The 16,834-nt window shown below is 57.5% G+C and carries 14 protein-coding genes; 10 read left to right on the forward strand and 4 right to left on the reverse strand.

All coding sequences use genetic code 11. The features are described 5' to 3' along the window. Positions 1 to 56 precede the first annotated feature (56 nt). Complete coding sequence (locus tag D8M41_RS03365) at positions 57 to 770, forward strand: hypothetical protein (RefSeq protein ID WP_126926396.1); 714 nt, start codon at positions 57 to 59, stop codon at positions 768 to 770. Positions 771 to 876: 106 nt separating this feature from the next. Here the strand turns inward: D8M41_RS03365 and D8M41_RS03370 are convergent, their stop codons facing one another. After that, positions 877 to 2,331, reverse strand: a complete 1,455-nt coding sequence (locus D8M41_RS03370; RefSeq protein ID WP_126926397.1) for a glycoside hydrolase family 1 protein — start codon at positions 2,329 to 2,331, stop codon at positions 877 to 879. A 246-nt stretch (positions 2,332 to 2,577) separates the two neighbouring features. On the opposite strand from D8M41_RS03370, the gene D8M41_RS03375 reads away from it, so the two are divergent. Then, positions 2,578 to 3,678, forward strand: coding sequence for a zeta toxin family protein (locus D8M41_RS03375; RefSeq protein ID WP_126926398.1), 1,101 nt, complete (start codon positions 2,578 to 2,580; stop codon positions 3,676 to 3,678). Positions 3,679 to 3,755: 77 nt separating this feature from the next. On the opposite strand, the gene D8M41_RS03380 is transcribed toward D8M41_RS03375, so the two are convergent. Continuing rightward, positions 3,756 to 5,276, reverse strand: coding sequence for an anion permease (locus tag D8M41_RS03380; protein ID WP_126926399.1), 1,521 nt, complete (start codon positions 5,274 to 5,276; stop codon positions 3,756 to 3,758). Between the two features lie 312 nt (positions 5,277 to 5,588). Here D8M41_RS03380 and D8M41_RS03385 point away from each other — a divergent pair, with 312 nt between their 5' ends. The 5 genes from D8M41_RS03385 (at position 5,589) to hemW (ending at position 11,602) form a co-directional block, all read left to right on the forward strand. Continuing rightward, positions 5,589 to 6,287: a lipoate--protein ligase family protein gene (locus D8M41_RS03385; protein ID WP_126926400.1), complete on the forward strand. Its 699-nt coding sequence runs from the start codon at positions 5,589 to 5,591 to the stop codon at positions 6,285 to 6,287. Then, positions 6,287 to 7,315 carry an SOS response-associated peptidase gene (locus tag D8M41_RS03390; protein ID WP_006887288.1) on the forward strand — a complete coding sequence of 343 codons (1,029 nt, stop codon included), beginning with the start codon at positions 6,287 to 6,289 and terminating at the stop codon, positions 7,313 to 7,315. The genes D8M41_RS03385 and D8M41_RS03390 overlap by 1 nt, the downstream gene beginning before the upstream one ends. After that, complete coding sequence (locus tag D8M41_RS03395) at positions 7,296 to 8,168, forward strand: fumarylacetoacetate hydrolase family protein (RefSeq protein ID WP_006887249.1); 873 nt, start codon at positions 7,296 to 7,298, stop codon at positions 8,166 to 8,168. Before D8M41_RS03390 ends, D8M41_RS03395 begins: the two co-directional genes overlap by 20 nt. Before the next feature lie 160 nt (positions 8,169 to 8,328). Beyond that, entirely contained in the window at positions 8,329 to 10,188 is a 1,860-nt protein-coding gene (gene lepA, locus D8M41_RS03400) for a translation elongation factor 4 (protein ID WP_037286595.1), read from the forward strand. A gap of 133 nt (positions 10,189 to 10,321) precedes the next feature. Then, positions 10,322 to 11,602: a radical SAM family heme chaperone HemW gene (hemW, locus tag D8M41_RS03405; protein WP_126926401.1), complete on the forward strand. Its 1,281-nt coding sequence runs from the start codon at positions 10,322 to 10,324 to the stop codon at positions 11,600 to 11,602. 312 nt (positions 11,603 to 11,914) lie between these two features. Here hemW and D8M41_RS03410 read toward each other — a convergent pair whose 3' ends face one another. Next, positions 11,915 to 12,304, reverse strand: a complete 390-nt coding sequence (locus tag D8M41_RS03410) for a DUF4870 domain-containing protein (RefSeq protein ID WP_006887297.1) — start codon at positions 12,302 to 12,304, stop codon at positions 11,915 to 11,917. Positions 12,305 to 12,499: 195 nt separating this feature from the next. Beyond that, positions 12,500 to 13,363, reverse strand: coding sequence for a DUF3097 domain-containing protein (locus tag D8M41_RS03415; RefSeq protein WP_126926402.1), 864 nt, complete (start codon positions 13,361 to 13,363; stop codon positions 12,500 to 12,502). A 328-nt stretch (positions 13,364 to 13,691) separates the two neighbouring features. On the opposite strand from D8M41_RS03415, the gene dnaJ reads away from it, so the two are divergent. From dnaJ to D8M41_RS03430, 3 genes are all read left to right on the forward strand, one after another. Then, positions 13,692 to 14,822 carry a molecular chaperone DnaJ gene (gene dnaJ / locus D8M41_RS03420; RefSeq protein WP_006887358.1) on the forward strand — a complete coding sequence of 377 codons (1,131 nt, stop codon included), beginning with the start codon at positions 13,692 to 13,694 and terminating at the stop codon, positions 14,820 to 14,822. A gap of 63 nt (positions 14,823 to 14,885) precedes the next feature. Next, on the forward strand, positions 14,886 to 15,647 hold the full coding sequence (locus tag D8M41_RS03425; RefSeq protein WP_126926403.1) for a 16S rRNA (uracil(1498)-N(3))-methyltransferase: 762 nt from the start codon (positions 14,886 to 14,888) through the stop codon (positions 15,645 to 15,647). A 43-nt stretch (positions 15,648 to 15,690) separates the two neighbouring features. Then, positions 15,691 to 16,812: a PhoH family protein gene (locus tag D8M41_RS03430; protein ID WP_094757866.1), complete on the forward strand. Its 1,122-nt coding sequence runs from the start codon at positions 15,691 to 15,693 to the stop codon at positions 16,810 to 16,812. Positions 16,813 to 16,834 lie beyond the last annotated feature (22 nt).

Below are 16,834 nucleotides of genomic sequence, written 5' to 3' on the forward strand. Positions count from 1 at the left end.
GCTGAGGCTGCCCAAGGAACTTTTCACGAAAACCCGCTACTAGAAGGGGAAAACAGATGAGCACAGAACCAGATTTGCACGCGATCGGTATTGATGAGAGCGTCGCTGAGACCCGTGAACGCCTAGCGGGACGAAATGTTCCTGTGATTGATGACCCCGCTGGTGCATCCTGGGGCGTGTACACCGACCCGTCCGGCGCGAAGGTGGCTTTTGGCAGGGCGGAAGACGGCACGGAATACACTGATGCGAACCTAGAGAGCCCACATGCTTACCCGGCGCAGGGGTACCGTGTCTCGCATAACCTGGCGCACTTTGACCTTCTGGAGGGCGGAGACCGTGAAGGCCGCTTCCTCGCGTATGTGGATAACCCCACGGCCCTTACCCTGACCGAGCCGAATAAGGTGACGGTACGACCCGCCGCTCTTGGCGCTGAGGTTGTGGTCTATGCTTCGGAGGATGAGTATCAGCAGGCCCAGTCCGAGCATGATGGCCTTACCCTAGACGCGAAACATCTGAAATCACCGTGGCTTCTGGCGCTGCACAGCGGGGATGCCACGGGGGATGAGGCAAGCTCGGTAGCAATGTTCGCGGCGGTTGTTCAAAGTGCGCAGCTGCGCACCAATGAGCTGACCGGGAGGGAATTCTGGTATGTTCTGGGAGAATCAGTAGTGCCGATGGCTATTGCTCTTCCTGCGGAGACGGCGCAAAACCTGCATCCCGGTGCCGTGATTGCCGGTGCGTTCATTATCGTTGCCTCCGTCGAGGCATAACCGCCCCATAAGCGCACAATCCCGCATACTTAATCAATGTGAAGGCAATATAAGAGACCTGACTAATGAGTAAATATGCGGGATTGTTTGTGTATTGTTGGATACCCTACAGCTCGGCCCCGTTGGAGGCGATCACACGACGGTACCAGTCGAAGGACTTCTTACGGTACCGGGCCAAGGTGCCTGAGCCGTCGTCGCTGCGGTCCACATACACAAAACCATAGCGTTTTGACATCTGTGCCGTCGAGGCTGAAATCATGTCGATACAGCCCCACGTCGTGTAACCGAGCAGCTGCACACCGTCTGCAATAGCCTCCCGAACCTGCAGCAGATGTGCACGCAAATACTCAATACGGTAGTCGTCCAGCACCGTCAGCTCGCCGTTGGCCTCCACCAGCTCATCGCGGGCCCCTAGACCGTTCTCTACGATAAAGAGCGGTTTCTGCCAGCGGTCCCAGTACTGGTTCAGCACGATGCGCAACCCCACCGGGTCAATCTGCCAGCCCCACTCCGAAGCCGACAGGTGCGGGTTACTGACCCCGCCGAGCATATTGCCTGCCTCACGCTCCCCGCGTGCCGGGTTGCCGCTGGCGCAGGTAGACATGTAGTAGCTGAACGATACGAAATCAACTGTGTTCTTCAGATCCTGCCGGTCCTGCTCCGTGATCTCAAGCTGCACACCCTTATCTGCCAGTTGACGCATAAAATAGCCGGGGTAGGCGCCGCGCACATGCACATCACCAAACATATAGTTGGCTTGCTCAGCGTGTAAGGCTGCGAGCGCATCATCGGGGCTCGGGGTGAGCGGATAGGTAGGCATCGCCAGAATCATGCACCCAATACGCGCATCCGGGGCAAGTTCGCGTGCTAACCGGGTTGCCCGTGCTGAAGCGACTAGCTCATGGTGAATCGCCTGGTATAGCTGCTGCTCCTTAGGGGTGTTAATACCCCCTGACATAAACGGCACATGAAGGACTGAGTTAATCTCGTTGAAAGTCAGCCAATACTTTACCCGGTGCCCGTACCGTTCAAACAGCACCCGGCAGTACCGCTCGTAGAAGCTAATCAGCTTACGGCTCACCCACCCGTTATATTTCTCGGCAAGGTGCAGAGGGGTCTCGTAGTGGCTAATGGTCACTAAAGGCTCAATACCGTATTTTTCGAGCTCATCGAGCAGACGGTCGTAGAACGCTAGACCAGCCTCATTCGGTTCCGTTTCATCACCGTGCGGAAAAATCCGTGACCAGGCGATGGAGAACCTGAATACTTTAAACCCCATCTCGGCAAGAAGTGCAATGTCTTCCGGATAGCGGTGGTAAAAGTCAATACCCTCAAGCTTTAGATTGTCGGGTGTGGGAGTTGCTGTACGTGGGTTGAACCCGCCGCGGGGAAGCACATCCTGAATGCTGGGGCCTTTCCCGTCTTTATCCCAGGCGCCTTCACACTGGTTAGCGGCGGTCGCCCCACCCCACAGAAATCCCAGCGGGAACTCAGCATGAGGTTTTACCATGGGGATAGGTTGCGTATTAAGGGTGTGAGTAATGTTCTGCTCTTGATGCATGAGAGGAGCCCTTCTGCAGCGGTAGACGCACCCGATAAGAACACCATCGTAGCGCGGCAGAACCCGCGGATGCGTGTGACAATAGCCTTGATTTAAAGCCTACCCCAGGTGTGAATTCGTGACCACCTACACCGGGCGTGTAGGTAATACTTCGGAGCCTCGGTTATGCTTTAACAACGGGTGCGGCACCGGCCACGGCAAACGCACCTTCGCCGATATTTTTTGACCCTGAAAGGAGCGCCGACGGTGGCTCTCGACCCCCAAAAAATTGCCATGTACCGGCAAAATCTGCAACAGCTGGACTCCCGCCGCGTCCTCAAAAACAAGATAGAGTCGGGTATGTCTCCGCAGGAGGCGAATGAGAGCGCCGGGTTTAGCGAAGAAGAACTGAACACCAATATGCAGGCGCTGCCGGGTGTGCGACCTGTGAAACCCGGTTTTTCGGGTGCTGGCCCCGAGGAGATCTGCACCCGTTACGCTATTGGCGCCCTGACCAACGAGCAGCTGGCCGACGAGCTGACCCGCTGGGAGTACAATGTGCACGCCCAGTGGAACCCCTACCACGAGTTCCGGTTCTTTATGCCCGGCAGCTACGACGAGCTGGTGATGGCGTTCTATAAGAACCTCATTGACCCCACCGATCTGCAGGCGCTCGCCGCGCGAGGTCTACCGCTGCCTGCTGATTTGATTGAAGAGTGGGAGCAGGAACGAGAGCTTTTCGGGCACGTCACGGCGATTTACCGCAAGATGTTCTCCACCGCCGGTGCGCAGCGGCAAGCGCATGTGGTGGTGGGCGCCCCGGGGTCGGGTAAAAGCGAGTATATTGCGAACACTATTGAGGGGTGGAACGAAGACTATATAGTGATTGACCCCGAGCTTCTTGACCGAGCGTTCTTGCGGCAGTACCTTGCCGAAGGCTGGTATGAGGCTCTAAAACCTGAGCCTGCACGTGAATTTGAGAAGCAGGGGAATAAGCTGTTCCCCATGGATATTGCGACGATCGCCCGTGAAGATTCAGCGAAACTGGGGAGTATTCTTCTGAGCACGTTCGCGGATGAGGGGATGAACCTGATCCTGGAGGCAACGTTCACCCCGGGCTTTGTGGCGCAGCAGCTTGTAGACTATCTGAGCCGTAACGGGTATAGCATTAATGCGGTACGGCTAACCATTGAGAAAGAACAGGCGATTGAACGGTGCGAGACACGCTATGAGCGGGAATACGAACAGGCTTTGACGCAGGGGCTTGACGCTCTGGGTGCTAAGCCCGTTGACACGGCGTATATTGACTATGTTTTTGAGAACTACGCTGAGGCTGAAGAAGCTCAGAAAGCGGCTGCTGGTAAGTAGGGTCTGGGCTTCAAAGACTGCTGTGGCGGGTACCTTTGAAGGTGCCCGCCACAGTTGCGCGATGGGAGAGTAGGCTCTTACCGTCCGTACCCGAGGGAGAACATCCAGACAGTACCGATGAGACCCCAGATAATAATATTCACGACCGATGCAATAAAGCCCAGCTTGAACCATTCGCCGGTCTTAATGTACCCGGATCCGAAGTACACCCCGGCAGGCCCGGAAGCGTAGTGGGTGATGCCGCCAATCAGGTTACCGGCGAAACCTAAGAATAGTGCCGCAAACATGGGCGGGGTACCTGCTGCGATAGCTGCACCGAGGAAGACCGCATAAAGAGCCACAATCTGCGCGGTATTAGACGCGAAGAAATAGTGGATGTAGAAGTATACGAGCGCCAGGACACCAAACGCTAAAGGCCACGCCATTCCACCCACACTGCTGGCGACGGAGGCGCCGATCCATTCAACCACTTTAAGGGTTTTGAGATGATCGGCCATGCCTACCAGCACGGCGAAGAAGATAAGCGTGGACCAGGCGCTTGAGTTAGCCGCCATATCTTTCCAGGTAAGTACCTTGGTAACGAGCAGAATAGCGATACCCAAAAATGCGGCCGCCGTAGCATCCACCCCCAGGTTGGAGCCTCCGATCCACAGGATAAGCAGCACTATAAAGGTGCCAAGCATAATCCACTCGGGTCGGGTCATCGGCCCAATGCTTTTAAGCTCTTCCCTGGCGTGAGCGGGGGCATCGGGGGTTTTCTTAATGGTGGGAGGGTATATCTTCGACATCACCCACGGCAGCACGATGAGGGCGGCTAGACCGGGGACGATAGCAGCCAACGCCCATGTTCCCCAGTCCAGGTGCACACCTTTATCTTGCGCGAATTTCACGGCGAGCGGGTTGCCAGCCATGGCGGTAAGAAACATTGCTGAAGTGATCGTGTTAACCTGGGCCTCTGTCATGAGCAGGAAAGAACCAAGTTTCCGGCGCGATTCCGTGCTCTCATTGGTGGAGCCATTCACCTCAGCAAGGGATTTAATGATGGGGTAGATGACCCCGCCTGCGCGGGCCGTATTGGATGGGGTGGCTGGGGCAAGCACCAGATCGGTAATAGCCATACCGTAGGAGAGCCCCAAAGAAGACTTACCCAGAAGAGACACAAAAAGAAGAGCGATGCGTTTGCCTAAACCGGTGATAAGGAAGCCGTCGGCGATAAAAAATGCCGCAACAATAATCCATATGGCGGAGTTGCCAAACCCGGCGAGCGCCTCTTTTTTAGCTGTCATCGTGCCGGTAATCATGGCTATGGCTAAACCAGTGAGCGCTATGGATGGGGTAGGCAGCGGTTGGAGGATGAGCCCCAGGATGGTGCCAACAAAAATAGCTGCCATGTGCATACCGCGCGGGTCTACCCCGGGCGGGGCGGGAATAAGCCAAATAGCTAAGGTGACGATGACGATGGCCGCAACTTTTAGTGCAAGAATGGTGCGTTCTTGTGGCGCACCCGTCGTGTGAGGCGGCGGGGGTGCGGAGGCTCCCGTTGCTGTATCTGGTGCAGCTGTGGATTCTTTGGGCGAATCCTCCGGTTTCTGGCTCATTGCGTTCTCCTTCGGACCAGTGTGGTCTATAGTTTACGCGGTTCGATGCATGTGTTTAGGTGGTTTTATGTGGGAATTTACGATACTGTTTTTCCTGTTCTCTATAAGCATACCCCTGGCAGGTCAAGGGAGAAAGGGGTAGCTAAACCACTAGTGTGTCTGACATTATGTCACTAAAACCCACACGGAGTTACCCGGCGGGCAAGGTTCACCCGCCACGAGCCTTATAGCTGACCATAAAGAGACACAATAAACCCACTGGTTCTTTGAACAGAACCGTTACCTGTAGCGAATACGGGTACACTTGAACCCGTGGATATCCTACGCGAAACCGGTGAAACAGCCGGTGGAATCATTGCCCGTTACGACGAGACACTCACAATTCTGCGCGAGGTTGCGCACCGGCGCCGAAACGCCACTTTGCGCATCTACCAGCCCGAAGCCACCGTTGCCTTTGGACGCCGTGACGAACTCAAACCCGGCTTTGCCCAAGCCGTTACCGCCTGCAAAAACATGGGTTTTAACGTGCTTGTCCGCAAAGTTGGTGGGCATGCGGCAGCCTACCACCCGGGGTGCCTGGTTATCGACCATTTTCAGCCAGCTGACGATGCGAAAACCGGCAGCAACCTACGCTACAAACTTTTCGGCGAGCTTTTCGCCCGGGCGTTACAAGATGTTGGTGTGGACGCAGCCGTGGGGGAGATACCCGGAGAATACTGCCCCGGCGAATTTTCGGTGCACGCCCGGTTAGGAGGCGAACGTGCCGGAGAACGCATAAAACTGGTCGGTACCGCCCAGCGCGTTGTCTCTGGCGCCTGGTGGTTTAGCACAGGCATCGTGGTCGCCGACTCGGCTCCACTGCGGTCTGTCACCGAGCGTGTCTATGCAGCACTGGGGCTACCGCTTGATCCGGCAACCATCGGCGCCGCACAAGAAGCCAATCCAGCACTGCTCATGGAGGATTTGGAAGACGCCATCCTTGACGTATACGCGCAGAACGGGTTCCGCTAATGTGCGGCCGGTACGGGCTTGAGGCGCACTACGGCACCTCCCTGGGTGGGGTGCCGCTCACGGAGCCTTTTACCTCGTGGAATATTGCGCCCACCCAGCAGGTCCCAATCCTGCTGAACCGCCGCGTACCCCGTACCGCTCAGGGGCAGCTGCCAGATGCTCCGCGCCGCCCCGGCGTGCACCGGCTGGGGGCATCCACCCTAGACACAGGCGGAACCTACCGGGAAATATACCGTGCCCGGTGGGGCCTGATTCCCGACTGGCACCCCTGGGACGAAGACCCTAAACCTCCCTCCCTTACCTTCAACGCCCGCAGTGAAACCCTTTTTGAGAAAGCAAGCTATGCCCGTCCTGCCGTCACCGGGCACTGTGCAATACCCACCAGCGGCTACTACGAATGGGGTGTACAAGGCAGCACCGTCACGGCCCGAGGCACTGTTAAAGAACATAAAATACCGCAGCGTATCGGTCCGCCCGGTCAGTACCTGTACCTGGCGGGGCTGTACGCCTGGCATAAGATAAACCCGGTATCAGCAAAAGCGCTAACCGGTGGAGGGTATGAGCCGCAAACCGGCCAGTGGCTTTTGACGTTCACAATCCTCACGATGGCTTCACCGCGCTCTTACACCAGGCAAGATGGCTCACCGCTTTTACGGGAACTTGGGCACATTCACGAGCGAATGCCGCTGCCGCTCAACCCTGCTGCCGTCAACGGACAACCGAGCACCCTTGACGTATGGTTGGGGTCGGGGCGTGTAGCCGGCACCCCAGAAGATAGTCGCATGCCTACAATGGGCGTGAGCGACCTGCACGATGCTCGTACTGCTCTGGAACAGCTTCAGCACGCCGCCTACCCTCAGGCAGCCCAATGGCGTGTACGGCAGGTTAGCAGCCGTATCGGGAACATTAAAAATAACGATAAGAGCGTACTGGAACCTGATACGAACCTGCTCACCCTGCTAGACTCCGATACATACGCTGAACATACCACCAACCCGGAAGGAACCCATGCGCTGGGCACAGATTAAAGACCAGAAAGGCACCCGCGCCGTCTGCCTGCACGAGCAGACCGTGTATGAGTTCCCCGCCAAGCTCGGACCGCTGCTGCAGTTTTATGGGCGCTACCGGCTGAATTTCGGGGACCCCAAGAATGCGCTCGCTATTATGCGTGAAAATGGGGCGACTACGCTCGGGCACGGGATGCAGCTGTGGGAATCGCTGAATTTTGTGCAACCGATTGACCGCCCCGGTAAAGTGATCTGCGCGGGGCTGAACTACCGGGACCACGCCGCTGAGATGGGGTTTGAGCTCCCGGAGTATCCCGCGATTTTCGCTAAATACGCTAACGCTTTAATCGGCCCGCGTGATGAGATTCGTATGCCCGCCCAGAGCACTAAAATCGACTGGGAGGTTGAGCTTGGGCTGGTGGTGGGTCAGAGTATGAGCGGTGTGAGTGAAGAGCAAGCGCTGGAGGGGCTTCTGGGGTATACGGTCACGAATGACGTCTCGGTACGGGACTGGCAGGGCCGCACCAGCCAGTGGTTTCAGGGGAAGAACTGGGATAGGATGACCCCTTTCGGCCCGGTCATCGTCACCCCGGATGAGGTGGATCCTGCGGCTGGTCTGGCCATGAGCTGTGAGGTGGATGGGGAAATCCGCCAGAGTGGCACCACCGCCGATATGGTGTTCACCCCGGCTCAGCTGCTCTCTTACCTGTCAACGTTTATGACCCTTGAGCCGGGCGATGTGATTCTCACCGGAACTCCGGCGGGTGTGGGGCTGTCGTATCACCCGCGTCGGTGGCTGAAGCCGGGGCAAACTTTGGTAACCCGTATTGAGGGGATTGGGAAGCTGGTTAATACCTGCTCGCAGCCGCAGTAACACAGCCACCGGCCGGTGCGGGCAGCTGCGCGGAACTGCTGCGTGGGTGGTGGGACGCCTCCCACCCGGCGTTGGTTCGCGCATCCGCTCTAAACATGGGAAAATGTTAGATGGCTATGCCTATTATCTGTGGCGAACACCCTTGAAAGGATTGAAGCGAGTGGCTCCTCTGTCGAAGAACCCGCCCGTCCCGGCGGCCACCGACCCCGCGATTATTCGCAACTTCTGCATTATTGCGCATATTGATCACGGCAAGTCCACTCTCGCTGACCGTATGCTCCAGGCAACCGGTGTGGTTGCCCCGCGCGATATGAAGGCGCAGTACCTTGACCGCATGGACATTGAGCGCGAGCGCGGCATCACCATTAAATCTCAGGCGGTGCGCATGCCGTGGGAGGTGGAGGGCACCTCCTATGCGCTGAATATGATTGACACGCCCGGCCATGTGGACTTCACCTATGAGGTCTCTCGCTCGCTTGCTGCGTGCGAGGGTGCGCTGCTTCTGGTGGATGCGGCGCAGGGTATTGAGGCGCAGACCCTCGCTAACCTGTACCTGGCGATGGAAAATGATCTCACCATCATCCCTGTCCTGAATAAAATTGATCTGCCCGCCGCGATGCCCGATAAGTATGCCGAAGAACTGGCGCACCTTATTGGTTGTGAGCCCGATGAAGTTTTGCGGGTCTCCGGTAAGACCGGTGAGGGTGTGGAGGCCCTGCTGGACCGTATCGTTGAGGGTATTCCCGCTCCCGAGGGTACGGCGGACGCGCCCGCCCGCGCCATGATTTTTGACTCCGTGTACGATTCATACCGCGGTGTGGTCACCTATGTGCGTGTGGTAGACGGCAGACTGGAGCCGCGCCAGAAAATCAAGATGATGTCTACTGGTGCTGAACATGACCTATTGGAGATCGGCGTCATTTCCCCTGAGCCCATCCCCTCGAAGGGCCTGAGCGTGGGGGAGGTGGGGTACCTTATCACGGGTGTGAAGGACGTGCGCCAGTCCCGCGTGGGTGATACCGTCACAAGTGCCCATAAACCGGCGGAGGAGTCGCTGGGCGGCTATGAGGATCCTAAACCGATGGTGTTCTCGGGCCTGTTCCCCATCGACGGTTCAGACTACCCGGCGCTGCGTGATGCTCTCGATAAGCTCAAACTTAACGATGCTGCGCTCATCTATGAGCCGGAAACCTCCGCGGCACTGGGATTCGGGTTCCGCTGCGGGTTCTTGGGGCTGCTGCACCTTGAGATCGTGCGGGAGCGCCTGGAACGCGAGTTCAATCTCGACCTGATTTCGACCGCCCCTAACGTTATTTACGATGTGGTAGACGAAGCGGGTAATGCAAAGCGTGTGACGAACCCGAGCGAATTCCCTGAGGGTAAGGTCGCTACCATTCGTGAACCGATGGTGGCGTGTACGATTATTGCCCCCAGCGATTACATTGGTGCAATTATGGAGCTGTGCCAGTCACGCCGCGGGCAGATGGGTGGCATGGACTACCTGTCTGAAGACCGTGTTGAGATGCGGTACCGCCTGCCGCTGGCCGAGATCGTTTTTGACTTCTTCGATCAGCTCAAGTCCCGTACTCGCGGGTACGCATCGCTGGATTGGAAGTTTGACGGCGAGGAAGAAGCTGACCTGGTGAAGGTCGATATCCTTCTTCAGGGCGAGAAAGTGGACGCGTTCTCGGCCATCACCCACCGCGATAAGGCGTACTCGTACGGTGTGATGATGACCGGTAAGCTGCGTGAACTCATACCCCGCCAGCAGTTTGAGGTGCCTATCCAGGCTGCCATTGGCTCCCGCATTATTGCCCGTGAGAATATCCGTGCGATGCGCAAAGACGTGCTTTCAAAGTGCTACGGCGGCGATATTTCGCGTAAACGCAAGCTGCTGGAAAAGCAGAAGGAAGGCAAGAAACGCATGAAGATGGTCGGCCGTGTTGAAGTGCCGCAAGAGGCGTTTATTGCCGCTCTGTCTTCGGGTGAAGAGAAAGAGAAGAAAGACAAGAAAAAGTAGCCGATACAGTGTGGAAAACGGGTAGAGCTGTTGCTGCGTGAGAATTCCCGCGCGGTAAAGCTCTACCCGTATGACTTAAACGCACCTATCCCGCAAAAAGACTCATACGATACTTGGTGAGGAGGCACCCCTCTTGGCACCCGCACAGCCCTCTGGCGCGCCCGCGCCTCATGATGGGCATATACCCGCATCCTCCGTCCGGGGCTGTGAGAGCCGTGATTTCAGCCTCTATGTGCATATTCCGTTCTGTTCGGTGCGGTGCGGGTACTGCGACTTCAACACGTACGCCACCGAAGATTTCGGTGACGGGATAGGGCTGGGCACTTACGCCGATGATGCCATTGCCGAGATTCTCTTTGCCGCCCGAACACTTGAAGCATCCGGGGTGGCAAGGCGCCCGCTGCACACGGTGTTCTTCGGCGGCGGCACGCCCACGAAACTTCCCGCGCGAGATCTGGTGCGTATTCTGCAAGCCGCAGCGGATGTTTTTGGAATCAGAACGGGCGCTGAAATCACCACCGAAGCTAACCCGGATTCGGTGACCCGTGACGATCTGTTCGCCCTCAAGGAAGGGGGATTCACGCGTGTTTCCTTCGGCATGCAGTCCGTAGTTCCTGAGGTGCTGCAGGTGCTTGACCGTACCCACACCCCCGCGAATGTTCCCAAAGTTATTGCGTGGGCACAAGAAGCTGGCCTGCAGGTCTCGGTTGATCTGATCTATGGTTCACCCGGTGAGACACTGGAACAGTGGCGGCGCAGCGTGAAAGCCGCAATTTCGTACCGGCCCGACCACATCTCGGCGTACTCGCTCATTGTCGAGGATGGTACCAAACTTGCCGCACAGATCCGGCGCGGCGACTACACCATGCCAGATAACGACCTGATGGCCGATATGTACCTGCTCGCGGAGGAGTATCTCACCGACGCCGGGTACAGCTGGTATGAGGTGTCGAATTATTCCTCATCGCCGCAGACCCGCAGCGACCATAATTTGGCGTACTGGCGTAACCAGGACTGGTGGGGAATTGGCCCGGGGGCCCATTCGCACCTTAACGGTACCCGGTGGTGGAACCTTAAACACCCTGTTCCTTATGCGCACCGTGTACGGACCGGGCAGTCCCCGGCAGCTGCACGTGAGATTCTGGATACCCCCACCCGGGCGTTTGAGACGATTATGCTCATGATTCGGGTGCGGGAGGGGCTGCCGGTACGTGAGCTGCTGGCGGCGCACGACCCTCAAGAACTCGGGGCTTCGCTGCGATGGCTGATAGCTCAGGGGCTGATTGAGCCAGAGGCTCTGACCGCAAACGCAGAACCGGATCCTCACGCACGGGTGCGTCTTACGCTACGCGGCAGGCTTCTGGGAGACGCTGTGACCCGTGAACTACTCCCAGAGATTGATCACAGCACCTAATGATTATATTTAAGGTTTAACCTTATGGAAGTTCATCGAATCTGTTAGACATCAGATTGAATGTTAGATAAACTGTACCCGGCGGGGTGAGTTATGTTTAAGATTTCAAAAACATAACTTCCTTGCTGAAGTTGAGTGAATACGGCTGTGGGTCTCCGGTGTCGGAGGCCCACAGCTGCATCTACACCCAATATGCGGTGCCTGTTGGCATGTTGTACCTATGCTTTTGACATGCTGCCACACAATGGCATAACCGTACCCCGAGCAGAGCCGCCCGGGTAGCAAGGCATCAATAGTAAAAGTATCGGGATTCTAGTTCTTATCGAAGTACGATTTCTCCAGCAGGCGCGGGGTGAAACGGTACGTGTACGCGTACCCTTTAGACGCTTTCGACCCACCAAGCATTGCCCCAATCGCCATGAAAATCCAGGCGAGCGCGGCAGCGGGTAAAGCAACATTCCCGATGTTCGGGATCAGACTGGCCACCATAAAAACAAGAATGACGATACTGGGAACGAGAGTAAAGTCCATCGCTTCACGCGCCTCTTGCTCAGCGAACCCTGTGCCACGCCCGCGGTACTTGAGATAGATCGCGGCGGAGGGAAGAAACCCGAGGATGCCGCCGAAGTGCGCAAAAGAAGCAATGGTACGTTCTTTAGCTTCGGAAAGCTCAGAACTTGCCGACTGAGTATTGTGAGTCACGAGTATCCTGTGTATTGTTTGAGCGTTTTGTATAGTGGCTACCATCGCGCAGAATCGTGGGTGGTAGCAAGCTTTATTGTACCGGGTTTGGGAGCCCTAAATAACCGTTGCGAGACATTGACAGCGGGTTTTTGAGAAAATTTTTTGATTTTCTTCCCTTGTGGGAGGCTATTTGCGGCAACTTGAAGCTGCTTTCTAGGACCCCGGCTCGGTTAGAAAATCAATGAGTGATTCCACTGGACCCAGCAGGGCCGGATCGAGATCCGTGTATGAATCCACCCGAGATAGGATGCGCTTCCAGGCGTTCGCCACGTCTTCTTGCGTGGCGTGCGGCTGACCTAACCGACGGAGCGTACCTTTCTTCCAGTCTTCCCCGTGCGGCACTGCGGGCCACGTTTTTAACCCGAGTTTTGCGGGTTTCACAGCCTGCCAAATATCAATAAAAGGGTGCCCCACAATTTTGACGTTCCCAGCCGCACCTGGAACAGCCAACGCCTCAGCAACAATCCGCTGCTCCTTGGTGCCCTCAACCAGGTGGTCCACCAGAATGCCCAGACGGCGCCCCGGTGCGGGACTAAAGCTCCGGATGGCGGCAGCTAAGTCGTCCACGCCGTGCAGCGGCTCCACCACAATGCCTTCCACCCGCAAATCGTGGCCCCACACTTTCTCAACCAGCTCCGCGTCATGCGTTCCTTCAACCCAGATGCGGGAGGCGCGGGCAACCCGAGCGGGGGCGTTCTGCACTGCGACAGAACCGGACCGCGAAATTTTCTTCGCGGGCGCTTTGCGGGCAGTCGGGGCGATGACCTCAATAGGCTCGCCCTCCAGCAGGTAACCGTGCCCGAGGGGGAAATTACGTACACGCCCGTGCGCGTCTTCAAGGCCGAACACCAGCTCACTCCCGATACGTTCGGCACGTACCACCTCACCCACCCAACCGCTCTGGGTGTCCTCAAGAAGCAGGCCGCGCTGCAGCGGTATCTGACGCGGGGCCGGTGGGCGACGGTTCATCGCATCACTGGTAATATCTTGCGCGCCCCAGCCGTAACGCTCGCTCATAGTGCCTCCCATGCTCGTGTGGTGAACCCTCCCATTCTAAGGGAACCGATAACTCGCCGTGGGCGAAAGGCTGTCTGCGCACTGGGCGGTAGCTGGTAGCATAAACTACGGTATGAGTGCCTGCCCTACGGCGCCCCACGCTATGACCGGCAACCCGGTGCGCCCCACAGCTAAGGGGAACCACCGATGTAAGTGACTCATGCTGCGCATAACCTCCGCATTGAGTGCGCATGGGATGTATCCGCTACAATGTTCAACCGCGGGCACTGTGCAACACACCAACCGCCGCGTAACCGGCCTCTGAAAGATAACAAGGATAAACAAGCACGTGAGCGATCACTACGCAACCCTGGGCGTTTCCAAAGACGCCAGCCCCGAAGAGATTAAAAAGGCGTACCGTAAGAAGGCACGCCAGCTACACCCCGATGTGAACCCCTCGGCTGATGCCGCCGAAGAATTTAAACGAGTAACCCTCGCCTATGAGGTGCTCTCAGACACCGAGAAACGCCGTATCTACGATGCAACTGGCGACGAGCAAGGACGCGCTGGAGGGTTCGGGGGCGCCGGATTCGGCGGGTTTGGTGGTGCCGGGTTCGGTTTCCAAGACCTCTTTGATATGTTCACCGGCGGTCAGCAGAGCGGGCCTGCCTCCCGCGTGCGCCAGGGCCAAGATTCTCTTATTAACGTCTCCATCAGCCTGCGCGATGCCGTATTCGGTGTAGAAAAAACTATTGACCTTAAAACCGCTGTCACCTGTCAGTCGTGCCAGGGTGAAGGCACCGCCCCCGACACGCACCCTGAAACATGCGACACCTGCCACGGTGCGGGATACATGCAGCGCCGGGTGCAGTCCATCCTTGGAACCGTCATGCAGCAGGTTGAATGTCCCACCTGCCACGGGTACGGCACCGTCATTAAGCACCCCTGCGCCGAATGCAGCGGTAAAGGCCGGGTCAGGGCCAACGAACCGGTCACCTTCACCGTGCCTGCCGGGGTGAACGACGGCGCCCGCATCCGCCTGCGCGGCAAGGGTGAGGCTGGCCTCAACGGCGGACCGAACGGCGACCTTTACATTGATTTGAGGATCAAATCCGATAAGTACTTTAACCGTGAAGGTGATGACCTGCTCACCACCGTGAACGTACCCATGGTGGCAGCCGCCCTTGGCACCGTCATCCCGCTGGAAACTTTCGACGGACAGCAGCAGGTCAACATCCCCGCCGGGTCCCAAAGCGGAGACACCGTCACCCTACCCGGGCTGGGTGCAGCCCGCCTGCATGAGGACCGCCGCGGTGACCTGCGGGTACGTATCCAGGTCACCACCCCCACCAACCTGAATGAGGAGCAGCGCACCATGCTGCGGCAATTCGCCGAACTGCGGGGGGAGAACCTGCAGGAAGGCAGCCACGTGAAACAGAAACACGGGCTGTTCTCCAAGCTCAAAGAGCAATTCAAATAATGCACAGATGTGGGTGGCCCCTGCCGAAGGCGGCCACCCGCCTGTTTAACCCAGGAAGGCACGATGAGCGCACCCGTTTTCTATATAGCACCGCAGGAGTTTGACCCGCTCACCCCGGGAACGGACTTCGAACTTACCGGCCCCGAAGGGCACCACGCGAAGGTGAAACGTGTTGAGAACGGTGAACGCATCGACCTCGCTGACGGGCAGGGGCGGCGGGCGTTAGGCACCGTTGAAGCAACAACCACCAGCGGTATCAGGGTGCATATCATTGAGATTCAACATGATAAGAACCCCCTGGAGGTGTATGTGGTGCAGGCGCTCGCTAAAGATGGGCGCGATGTGCAGGCCATTGAGACAGCCACCGAGCTGGGCGTCACAGGGGTTGTGCCGTGGGGTGCAGACCGCTCAATTGTGCGGTGGAAAGGGGAACGGGCCGCTAAGGCTCACACGAAATGGCGGAATACCGTTGCGGCTGCGGCGAAACAGTCCCGCCGTTCCCGTATCCCCACCGTATACGATTTGCACTCGACCCCCGAACTTGCGGAGCTTATTGCCGAGGTGACCGCACAGGGGGCGGCGGTTTTTATACTGCATGAGCAGGCGAGTGAACGCCTCACCACTCTATTGGGGCAAAGCGCCGGGGAACGGTTGGGTGAGATTTACCTGGTGGTCGGGCCCGAAGGGGGCATCAGCGAACGTGAAGTTGAGATGTTCACGCAGGCGGGCGCATCCCTAGCCCTTTTGGGTACCGAGGTGCTGCGTTCCTCAACCGCAGGATCCGCAGGGTTATGCGCCGTTAATATTGCCCTGGGCAGGTGGTAGGCACGGCTATACTTAAGGTTTATACACTAGCCAAGGAGCTGATATGACAACTACCTCCCGACCTCTTTCAACGGCCCGCACAGTCTCTTTTAAGAGCGCCGCAGAGATGGTGGCGGTGCTCGGGCCGCAGGATGCCTACCTGTCGCTGATTGAGGACTATTTTGAGAGCATCAGCGTGCACCCTAAAGGGCTTGACCTGCTGATTACCGGCCCGTCTGAGTCGGTGAACACCGCCGCTAAACTGCTCAATGAGCTGCGGGTATTAGCCAGCCACGATACGCAAATTACGGTGCAGGTCATTCACCGCCTCATGGGTATGCTCACCGATGAGCTAAAAGATCCTGCCCGTTCTCTATCGGCGAGCATCCTGTCAACGCGGGGAACCACGATCCGCCCCAAAACCATAAACCAGAAGAAGTATGTGGATGCGATCGATGCGAACACCGTCATTTTTGGTATTGGCCCAGCCGGTACGGGTAAAACATATTTAGCGATGGCTAAGGCGGTGCAGGCGCTGCAGTCCCGCGAGGTGAACCGTATTATTCTGACCCGCCCCGCTGTGGAGGCGGGGGAGCGCCTGGGGTTTCTGCCGGGCACCCTGAACGATAAGATCGACCCGTACTTACGGCCCCTGTACGATGCGCTGCACGATATGCTGGAGCCTGAGACAATCCCTAAGCTCATGGAGGCGGGCACAATTGAGGTGGCCCCGCTGGCGTATATGCGCGGGCGTACCCTCAATGATGCGTTCATTATTCTGGACGAAGCCCAGAACACCACCGCGGAGCAGATGAAAATGTTCCTCACGCGCCTGGGGTTTGGGTCGAAGATGGTCATTACCGGGGATGTGACCCAGGTTGATTTGCCGGGCGGGCAGGCCTCCGGCTTAAAGCAGGTGCGTAATATTCTTGAGGGCGTTGAGGACATTCAATTCTGTGTCCTTGAATCCTCAGATGTGGTGCGTCACGCTTTAGTGTCGAATATTGTCTCAGCTTACGACCGGTGGGGTGAAGACCAGAAGGCGATGGAACGCAAACGTAACCGGAAGGTCAAGCGCGCCACGATTGAGGCGGCGGCTGAGAGGCTGCTGGATCGTGCCGGTATTAACGGGGATGCCCCAGCTGGGGCCGGGCGCGAGACTCCCGGAACCGGTAAGGAGGCTTAACCGGTGGCGGAGCTAGAATTTG

It is taken from the genome of Rothia sp. HSID18069, from assembly GCF_003989155.1.
GTDB lineage: Bacteria > Actinomycetota > Actinomycetes > Actinomycetales > Micrococcaceae > Rothia > Rothia aeria.